The organism is Geitlerinema sp. CS-897 (genome assembly GCF_028368005.1).
In the GTDB taxonomy this organism is placed as follows: Bacteria; Cyanobacteriota; Cyanobacteriia; order Cyanobacteriales; family Geitlerinemataceae; genus Baaleninema; species Baaleninema simplex.
In genome coordinates, this window is sequence record NZ_JAQNCQ010000172.1 from 1 (window position 1) to 8,054 (window position 8,054).

An 8,054-nucleotide genomic window follows, 5' to 3' on the forward strand; every position below is an offset into this window, starting at 1 on the left:
AACGTCTTAACGTCGATGGTGATACTCCTTTGATTTTTGCGGCTTCGGAAATGCTAAACTTACTCATGATTTGATGATAGCTTAAACATTGAGTGAGTTTAAACAATTTTAGTGAGAAATTTAAACTCTGTCCCCAGCCCCCACTTCGGAAATCACCACATTTTAGTTGACAAAATTGCATAAATGTGGTAACAGGCAGTTAGCTTAGCTCCTCTTCAGCATTCTCCTCGCGAGAGTCAGACACCTCATCGCGATGGGCAAAGTTTTTTAATTTCGAGTGAAGTTGAGAACTATCTAGCGACGGCGTAAAGCGATCGATTTGAGGCTGAGGCGTCAGAGAGGGGGCTTTCTCTTCAGGTTGGTCTGCGGTCTCGACTTCTTCAGCCGTGGGAATCTCGGGAACCTCTTCTAGAGGGGGGGCGGGCATTCCGGGGAGGCGATCGCACACCAAGCGCTCGAATTCGTAACTGTAATGTTGAAACGGACTCTCCCGCCGCAGCCACAGTTGCAGTAAGTGTTCGACGGAAATTCCTTTATAACGCCCTTGATAGAGGGCTTCTAACACCGACAAGCGCAGCCAAGCAGCCGGAACGCCGCCGAGCCAGCGATCGACGAACTCCTCGGCGGTTTCCTCCCCGAGGTCGAAACTGTAGTACTTCAATAAAGCAATCGCCTCGATCGCCGCTGTATCGCGCGTCATATTGTTCCAAAGACGATGTACGATTTCCCGAGAGATCGCGCACCCCACGCACGTTCGATATTATCTTACGCAGCGCAGTCCACCCATAACTTCACAGGTTTCCGTATCGCTAAACGCCCCCGTGTTGCCGTTCCAGTCGAAATCGCTAATCCGAAACGTCAGCGAGCCGATTTCCCGTTCCGGGTTGACCAATAACGTAATACCGTGCGTGCGGCGACTGTACTCCAGTACTAAATTCGTACTGAAGTTTTCGCCCGAATCCAGGTTCACCGAGGCTTGAACCCCGAAGCGGAACGGTCCGACGAGCTGTTGAGTAAAGCCAAACCGCAACACGCGGCGATCGGCGGTGCGATCGAAGAAAAAGGGCGACTCGCCTTCTTGCAATGTTTCCGAATACTCGAGGTTAAATGCCGTGTAATCGAGGAAATTTCGCGAAAAATGCCCGAACTGCGCCTCGAATCCCGCCGTTCCTCGTAACGAAATCTCTGAATCGCCGTTGCTGTAAAAACTGCCGATCCCTCGCCCTCCTAAATAAAAGCGCACGAAAGGAACCACGGGAATCGGAGAAAACCGCAACCCTTCCTCAGCCGTGGCCGGAAGTGCTTCGCCCTGCCACAGTGTAAAACCGCGACGCGCCACGAAACTGCCTTGAAATCGCGTCAAGGTCGCCCGGTTGTTGTCTCGAATCGGCTCGAGTAAGTCTAAATCGTCCGTATCCGCCTCGACTCGGTTCACTCCTAACTGATATTCGAGATTGATGCCCGTTCGTCCTAATATCAACCGAGGCGATGTCAAAACGGCACCGATGCTACTGTGAACGGTTTGAAAGCCGAGAGAACCGTTAAACAGACGGTTGCGGAAACTGTACTCGCCTGTCAGGGTGTGGTTGGCGACTTTTTGGGACAAGCGGACGCTGGCTCGTAGGTCGTCGTCGGCGTCGAAATTGCCGAAATCCAAACTCGTGAGACTTCCTTCGGCTCGCAAGGTCGTCGTCGGCGAGAGGAGCGACTGGAGGCGAAACAGACTGCCGAACTGGTCTAAGTTTAGTAAATCCCGCTCGTCGTACCCCTGCTGCACGAAATATTGAGGGGCGACGCGCAGGGAGAAACGAGGGGTGTCGATGACGGTAAAGGAACGCTGAATAAAGAAACCGCCGCGATCTTCGCGATCGAATCCGAATTCTAAAAACGGTTGCTGGCGTTCCCGGCGATCGATAACGTAACGGCGCTTGAGAATGGGAAGGGAAAACCCGCCGTCGAACACCAAACGAGGACGACTCAACAGCAACTCGTCTCGGAGGGGATCGATCGGCGTCAGCGTGGCGCGATCGGCTCGGATTTCTAATTCGGGCGGTGAAAACGGATCGTTGGTGATGCGAACTTCCGTTCCAACCCAACCGTCGGGGGTAAATTCGACCTGTTCGGCCTCGAAGCGGAAGCTGTTGATGGTTCCCCCGCCTTCGGCGTCTTGGTAGCCGCGGCCGGCACCGACACCGATTTGGACTTCTCCCCCGCGAGCGACGTTGAGAGGCTGTTCTCGGGCAATACGATCGCTCTGGGGGGCGTCAGACAGCCCTCGCGCGGCGATATCGACTGGTAATAGGGTATTGACTGACGGTACGGCGGTCGGGGCGTTTTGGGGCGTCGCGGTCTGTACTCGCGTCAAACTGCTGATTTCCCCTCGCGCCTGGTCGATGGTTCCGATTTCTTGAACGAAGTTGTAGCGAAATAACTCGCCGCGCAAGACCTGTCCGGGTTGCGTTAGGGCGACGTTTCCTTCGGCTCGAGCCATGCGCGTGAGTAAGTTGACTTGCAGCCAGTCGGCATCGATGACGGCGTCTCGGTAGCGCATGACCACGTTTCCCGTCGCCGTGAAAATTTGGCGATCGTCATCGAATTCTTGATAGTCTGCGGTTACTTCGATGGGGGTTTCGAGTTCGAGGGGTTCTTGCAAACTCGAACCGTCTACTGTTGGGGCGTTGGGTTGTTTGTCTGGGGAGGTGTCGTCCGTTACGCGATCGCCGTTTTCGATCTCGTCAAGTTCGGAATCTTCGAGTTCGCGATCGCCGTTTTCGATCTCGTCAAGTTCGGAATCTTCGAGTTCGGAATCTTCGTCGAGTTCGGAATCTCCGTCGAGTTCGGAATCTTCAATTTCGCGATCGGGAACCCGTTCTTCAAACTCGATCGCGGGAAAAGAGGCCGGTTCGTCGCGGGGCGTAACACTATCTTCAGTCGATTCCATCGCCGACAACACCGCCGATTTATCGGATAAGCGTCGCGGTGGCAGCAGTTCGTTCGCACTCGGTTCGGCCCAACTCACCTCGGGGGCGAGGGGATCGGGGCGAACACCCGACCACGGATCGATCGTCTCTGGCTGGCTTACAGACAGCGGTTGACCGGTTTCCGGCGAGTCGATCGCGCGATCGCTGCGATGCGAGGAAAACTCAAACTCGGGTTCCGCCAATTGCTTCGACGGAACCACCTTCACGATCGGCGGCGGTTCGGGAGGCTGCACCGGGTAGGTCATCGTTTAAGGGAATAGGAGCGACGGATAAGGTGAGACGAGATGCGATCGAGCATGGTACTCGCCACCGACCCCACATAGCAAGCGGGGGTACGGCAAACCGCCCCCCGCCTAGTTTTCGTTCGAGTGGTGCCGAATTCGACGTTACTCGAAATCCCGACGACCGGGGTTCCGAGACGGGTCGTTAGACAAAAATCCGAAGATAAACAGCAGGACGAAAAAGGCAACAACGATGTAAACGGTGATTTTAAGGGCTAACATTCTCGATTACTCCAGTCTGTTGAAAAAAAGCTTCAATTTGTCTGCCACGGTCGCAGGCGATCGCGATCGCAAAACCCAACTGACTCAATATTCTGGCATTTTATCCCAGCAAATCAAAGACGATTTCGGGAAATCTTCTAACCCGGCGATCGAAGGGTTTCGCTTGGCAAGCCCTTCGCTTGACCGTACGAGCGACAGTTGAGTCTTTTCGATTCTACCATTATCTCTACTCCCTTTCTGACGGGGGATCGGTAGAATGCGACTGAAACCTTTCTCGTTGCGATACGATGCATGAAGGGTCTTGTGAAGAGATCGAACTAAGGGTCAATCTATGTCGCGTCCCGTTCTTTACGTTGCCGTTACCAACCACGGTTTCGGTCATGCCGTCCGTGTTGCTTCCGTCGTCGCTGAAATCCAACGCCTCAACCCGGACGTTCTCGTGGCGATGGTGACGACTGCCCCTCGCTGGTTGCTCGAATCCTACATCGAAGGAGACTTTCTCTACCGCCCTCGCGCCCTCGACGTGGGGGTCGTTCAATCCGACAGCCTCAACATCGACCGAGACGCCACCCTCGAAAAACTACAGGACATCCGACGCCGCCAAAACGACCTTATCGCCGCTGAAGTCAACTTCATCCGCCTCAACAACGTCAAACTCGTTCTTGCCGACATTCCCCCTCTCGCCGCCAAAATCGCTCGGGTTGCAGGAGTTCCGGGGTGGATGATGAGTAACTTCGGTTGGGATTTCATTTATCGCGACTGGGGGGGCGAATTCCTCGAGATTGCCGACTGGATTCGCGAATGTTTTCAGCAGTGCGATCGCCTGTTTCGCCTCCCGATGCACGAACCCCTTGCCGCCTTTCCCCACGTTACCGACACGGGACTCACTGGCGGAACTCCCCGCTACAGCATCGACGAACTCCAGCAGTTACTCGGAATTACCGCACCGCGCGATCGCACGGCATTACTGAGTTTCGGCGGTTTGGGACTGCAAAAAATTCCCTACCGCGTCCTCGAACATTTTCCCGACTGGCTGTTTCTCACGTTCGACACCAACGCCCCGGATTTACCGAATCTCGTCAAACTGCTCGATATCGAACGTCGGATGGAGCGATCGCAGCGGATTCGTCCGGTGGATGTCATGCCTCTGTGCGATCGCGTCGTCTCTAAACCCGGTTTCAGCACCTTCGCCGAAGCCATGCGCCTCGAGGTTCCAGTCGTCTCCCTGACTCGCGAAGGATTCGCCGAAGCGCAACTGCTTCTCGACGGTTTACAAAACTGCGCCCCCCATCAAATTATCTCTCACGAGGAATTTCTCGCTGGGAACTGGGACTTTTTACGACAGCCCCTCGAACCGCCCAAAACTCCACATCGCTTTGCCAAAGACGGCAACGAAGCGATTGCCCGTGCGGTTGTTGAATATTTCGAGAAACCGGCATAACCTTAAAACAAGTCCAAACTTAGCCGAACCCTGAAATCATCATGCCAACTGTCACTCAACATTATCAAAAGTCTCTACGCATCCAAACTTCTGGAAAATCTCTACAAAAAATCACCTCACAAGTTCAAAATATCGTTAAAGAATCGGGAATCGAAACAGGGCTGTGTACCTTGTTCTTACGCCATACTTCAGCAAGTTTGATTATCCAAGAAAACGCCGATCCCGATGTTTTGCGAGATTTAGAAAACTTTTTCTCGAAACTGGTTCCTGAAAGCGGACATTACATTCACAGCACTGAAGGCCCTGACGATATGCCCGCCCACATCCGCACGGCGATTACTCACACTTCCGAACAAATTCCAGTTTCTAGAGGGCGTTTAGTTTTAGGAACTTGGCAGGGCATTTACATTTGGGAACATCGCAGCTTTTCTCACGCTCGCGAACTCGTGGTTCATATTAGTGGGAGTTAGATAAATTCTTAGATGTAGTAGTGTGGGCTATGCCTACCTTTTTTACAGGCGTTTCTCGATGTAAATTCAACGGATTGGAGATCTTTCATGCCAAATTTTTTATCGAACAATATTATGTTTTTTTTTTGCACTTCCAAAGTATAGCAATCCTAAATCAGTTGCGAAATCTCAGACCTGTCAAACCCCGCCCCGCGTCTTACAGGCTTCCAGCCTGTGATTCTTTCCGGCTCTTCCGATTTTGTTATGCAAGAAATCGCTGAAACCCTTGCAGGGCAGGAGTTTTTGCTAAACTGTATAAAAATGCCGCTCAAATCGCGAAATTCCTTTCCAGATATAGGCTACAAGCATTTACCCTACACACCAAGGTCGGAAGAGCCTTCTTTTCCGTAAGTCAATTGGGATTGCTAAAAATTTTTATTCCTGACTTTCTTCACTTTCTTCTTCTGATGCTGCTTTACGACTTTCACCACTTTCTTCTAAACCCAACCAACTTTTAACTCGCTCCCAGAATGTCGTCGGACGACCTCGATGATGTTTGTACTGCTTTTCTAAATAACGAGTTTTACGTTTGTCTAGAGGAGTGGGGTGACTCAATCGTGTTTTTGAGAGCTTATCTTCAGTAAAAAATTTAGGTTTGAGTTCGTTTGGTTCGGTTTTATCGTTCCAACCAGAAACCGTAATGCTTCCCGCAATTCCACCGGCGATCGCTAACACAATACTCAATAACGGATCGTATCCCAGCAGCAGAAAAATGATGAGAAACGCCGAACCAAACTGAATTGCGAGAGTTAAATCGTGTTTTGACATTATTATTTCTTGAGCTTCAATTTTGTTAAGAAAAATATAGATCGATATATTTATATTTTTTATTTATTTCAAATTATGTATTTTTTTTGAGATACGACAATATTTTGTGAGAGTGTTAAATATTCCTTAAAAATCGTGCATAACTTTTGAAGCTCGAGCTAAGCTCGCTGTATCAAACTTCACAATTTCAGGAGCATTAAGATGGACGAAGGTACAATTGGAGAAATTCGGTTATTTGCAGGTAACTTTGCACCAAGAAATTGGGCATTTTGCAACGGGCAAGTGTTAGAAATTGAAAAAAACGTAGCACTGTATACTATTCTTGGAAGCAAGTACGGTGGTGATGGGCGAACGACTTTTGCTCTGCCGAAGATTGCTCCAGTTCTGGGAGCAGAAACCGGAGCAACTTACGACGATCTCAACTATATTATCTGTCTGAACGGATTGTATCCCTCACGTCCTTATTAAGAGTTTAAGCTCAGATTAAAAATCGATCGAATCCTCGAAACCTCCCAGGAATTCCCAAACCTGGGAGGTTCACATAGCGTGTGCATTCGTGTGCATTTCAGAAATGTAATGAGTAAAAATACTGATAGTCATGCACAGTGATGATGACGAGCGCGGATTGAAGCATTATAATGATAAACGAAGTACCAAATCGCGCCCACGTGATTTTCTAACTTTTTAGAAAAAGATAAGGTTTTACGAACGAGTTGAGATACACGCTGACGAAGAGTATTGTTGAATCTTTCAATATAACGGGTTTTTCCCGAATCCTTTTCAACAGCTTTATGTCGTTTGCTAGGTAAAACAGTTTGATAAGATTCCCAAAGATCGGTATAGCCGGTAGCACATTGACGATAAACAGGAGGCAAAAATTCCCATGATTTTCGTGCCGCTTCTCGATCTCGCGCACCAATATAGACACCAACAATTTCGCGCGTCTCAGCATTTAAAGCCAGCCAAACTCACTGCTTGACTGGCTTGCGGCCGACGAAAGACCAGAGTTCATCCATTTGAACGATTAATTTCCCCTTTTTTGGCATCACCTCAACTTTTCGAGGGACTTGCGCTAACTTCTTGTTTACGTAGTCTTGAAGATGTCGCATAGAAATTCTGGTGACCCGAGCAATACCGGATAACGAGATTTTCTCAAGAAGAAGTCGAGAGAACTCCGTTCCGCTTCGCGAACGACCAATTCCCAGGTTTCTTCAGAAATATGTTGGTATTGATATCCTTCAACATACTGACGACCACAATCTTTATATTTAAATCTCTGCTTTCCATAATAGATGTGGCCATTTTTGACGTAATGTTCACTTCCGCATTGAGGACAAATTATAAGCACAAACCACAAAAAATTTTTTCATAATTACTGTATAATACCATCAAAATACTCAATTCAATAAATTGGTAAAAAGACTCAAGAAAATCAGAGTGCCGAAGAGAGATAATAGAGTAATAGTAGCACCTTCAGAAAAATGAACGAGAAAACTCGAGCTAAACTACAAAAACACGTTGAAGAGATTGCGAAAATCTTGCACGCCGAAGTTGAACCCAACGAACTTAAGAGTTTAGAAGGGATAGAAAAGAGTGTAAGAAACTTAACTCCAGAGTATGTGATGCCAGAGATTGGTATTTTTTTCTCAAAGAAGAAACTCAAGCCGAAGCAGGGCGAAGCCGCTCGCTAATCAGCATTTTAGAAAATTTAAGGCTCTTCCGACCTTGGTGTGTAGGGTAAATGCTTGTAGCCTATATCTGGAAAGGAATTTCGCGATTTGAGCTAACTTTTTATACAGTTTAACAAAAACTCTTGCCCTGTAAGGGTTTCAGCGATTTCTTGCATAGTAAG

The 8,054-nt window shown here is 49.0% G+C and carries 10 protein-coding genes and 1 pseudogene; 5 read left to right on the forward strand and 6 right to left on the reverse strand.

All coding sequences use genetic code 11. The features are described from left to right. From POG22_RS10665 to POG22_RS10680, 4 genes are all read right to left on the reverse strand, one after another. The coding region (locus tag POG22_RS10665) for a MerR family transcriptional regulator (protein WP_498905187.1) at nucleotides 1-67 on the reverse strand (67 nt) is incomplete at its 3' end. A gap of 132 nt (nucleotides 68-199) precedes the next feature. Beyond that, nucleotides 200-700 (reverse strand): hypothetical protein, encoded by a 501-nt coding sequence (locus tag POG22_RS10670; protein WP_082901644.1) that lies wholly within the window; start codon nucleotides 698-700, stop codon nucleotides 200-202. Nucleotides 701-760: 60 nt separating this feature from the next. Further along, entirely contained in the window at nucleotides 761-3,226 is a 2,466-nt protein-coding gene (locus POG22_RS10675; RefSeq protein ID WP_498905182.1) for a DUF3769 domain-containing protein, read from the reverse strand. Between the two features lie 141 nt (nucleotides 3,227-3,367). After that, on the reverse strand, nucleotides 3,368-3,484 hold the full coding sequence (locus POG22_RS10680) for a photosystem II reaction center protein I (protein ID WP_017662665.1): 117 nt from the start codon (nucleotides 3,482-3,484) through the stop codon (nucleotides 3,368-3,370). A 37-nt stretch (nucleotides 3,485-3,521) separates the two neighbouring features. On the opposite strand from POG22_RS10680, the gene POG22_RS10685 reads away from it, so the two are divergent. From POG22_RS10685 to POG22_RS10695, 3 genes are all read left to right on the forward strand, one after another. Then, complete coding sequence (locus tag POG22_RS10685; protein ID WP_498905183.1) at nucleotides 3,522-3,686, forward strand: hypothetical protein; 165 nt, start codon at nucleotides 3,522-3,524, stop codon at nucleotides 3,684-3,686. Nucleotides 3,687-3,815: 129 nt separating this feature from the next. After that, the gene (locus tag POG22_RS10690; RefSeq protein ID WP_063717617.1) at nucleotides 3,816-4,925 is read left to right on the forward strand and encodes a hypothetical protein; all 1,110 of its coding nucleotides are present in this window, start codon (nucleotides 3,816-3,818) and stop codon (nucleotides 4,923-4,925) included. Between the two features lie 41 nt (nucleotides 4,926-4,966). Then, on the forward strand, nucleotides 4,967-5,395 hold the full coding sequence (locus tag POG22_RS10695; RefSeq protein WP_017662668.1) for a secondary thiamine-phosphate synthase enzyme YjbQ: 429 nt from the start codon (nucleotides 4,967-4,969) through the stop codon (nucleotides 5,393-5,395). A 414-nt stretch (nucleotides 5,396-5,809) separates the two neighbouring features. Here POG22_RS10695 and POG22_RS10700 read toward each other — a convergent pair whose 3' ends face one another. Beyond that, the gene (locus tag POG22_RS10700) at nucleotides 5,810-6,202 is read right to left on the reverse strand and encodes a hypothetical protein (RefSeq protein ID WP_150128573.1); all 393 of its coding nucleotides are present in this window, start codon (nucleotides 6,200-6,202) and stop codon (nucleotides 5,810-5,812) included. Between the two features lie 201 nt (nucleotides 6,203-6,403). Here POG22_RS10700 and POG22_RS10705 point away from each other — a divergent pair, with 201 nt between their 5' ends. Beyond that, entirely contained in the window at nucleotides 6,404-6,670 is a 267-nt protein-coding gene (locus POG22_RS10705; RefSeq protein WP_074170931.1) for a tail fiber protein, read from the forward strand. A gap of 128 nt (nucleotides 6,671-6,798) precedes the next feature. Here the strand turns inward: POG22_RS10705 and POG22_RS10710 are convergent. Next, a pseudogene (locus POG22_RS10710) lies at nucleotides 6,799-7,544 on the reverse strand (IS1 family transposase). Between the two features lie 139 nt (nucleotides 7,545-7,683). On the opposite strand from POG22_RS10710, the gene POG22_RS10715 reads away from it, so the two are divergent. Beyond that, the gene (locus POG22_RS10715; protein WP_498905186.1) at nucleotides 7,684-7,893 is read left to right on the forward strand and encodes a hypothetical protein; all 210 of its coding nucleotides are present in this window, start codon (nucleotides 7,684-7,686) and stop codon (nucleotides 7,891-7,893) included. Nucleotides 7,894-8,054: the final 161 nt, after the last annotated feature.

Excerpts from the sequence above, each read along its gene's own strand:
- POG22_RS10670 (WP_082901644.1), bottom strand. The coding sequence starts at position 700 with ATGACGCGCGATACAGCGGCGATCGAGGCGATTGCTTTATTGAAGTAC.
- POG22_RS10675 (WP_498905182.1), bottom strand. The coding sequence starts at position 3,226 with ATGACCTACCCGGTGCAGCCTCCCGAACCGCCGCCGATCGTGAAGGTG.
- POG22_RS10680 (WP_017662665.1), bottom strand. The coding sequence starts at position 3,484 with ATGTTAGCCCTTAAAATCACCGTTTACATCGTTGTTGCCTTTTTCGTC.
- POG22_RS10690 (WP_063717617.1), top strand. The coding sequence starts at position 3,816 with ATGTCGCGTCCCGTTCTTTACGTTGCCGTTACCAACCACGGTTTCGGT.
- POG22_RS10695 (WP_017662668.1), top strand. The coding sequence starts at position 4,967 with ATGCCAACTGTCACTCAACATTATCAAAAGTCTCTACGCATCCAAACT.
- POG22_RS10700 (WP_150128573.1), bottom strand. The coding sequence starts at position 6,202 with ATGTCAAAACACGATTTAACTCTCGCAATTCAGTTTGGTTCGGCGTTT.
- POG22_RS10705 (WP_074170931.1), top strand. The coding sequence starts at position 6,404 with ATGGACGAAGGTACAATTGGAGAAATTCGGTTATTTGCAGGTAACTTT.
- POG22_RS10715 (WP_498905186.1), top strand. The coding sequence starts at position 7,684 with ATGAACGAGAAAACTCGAGCTAAACTACAAAAACACGTTGAAGAGATT.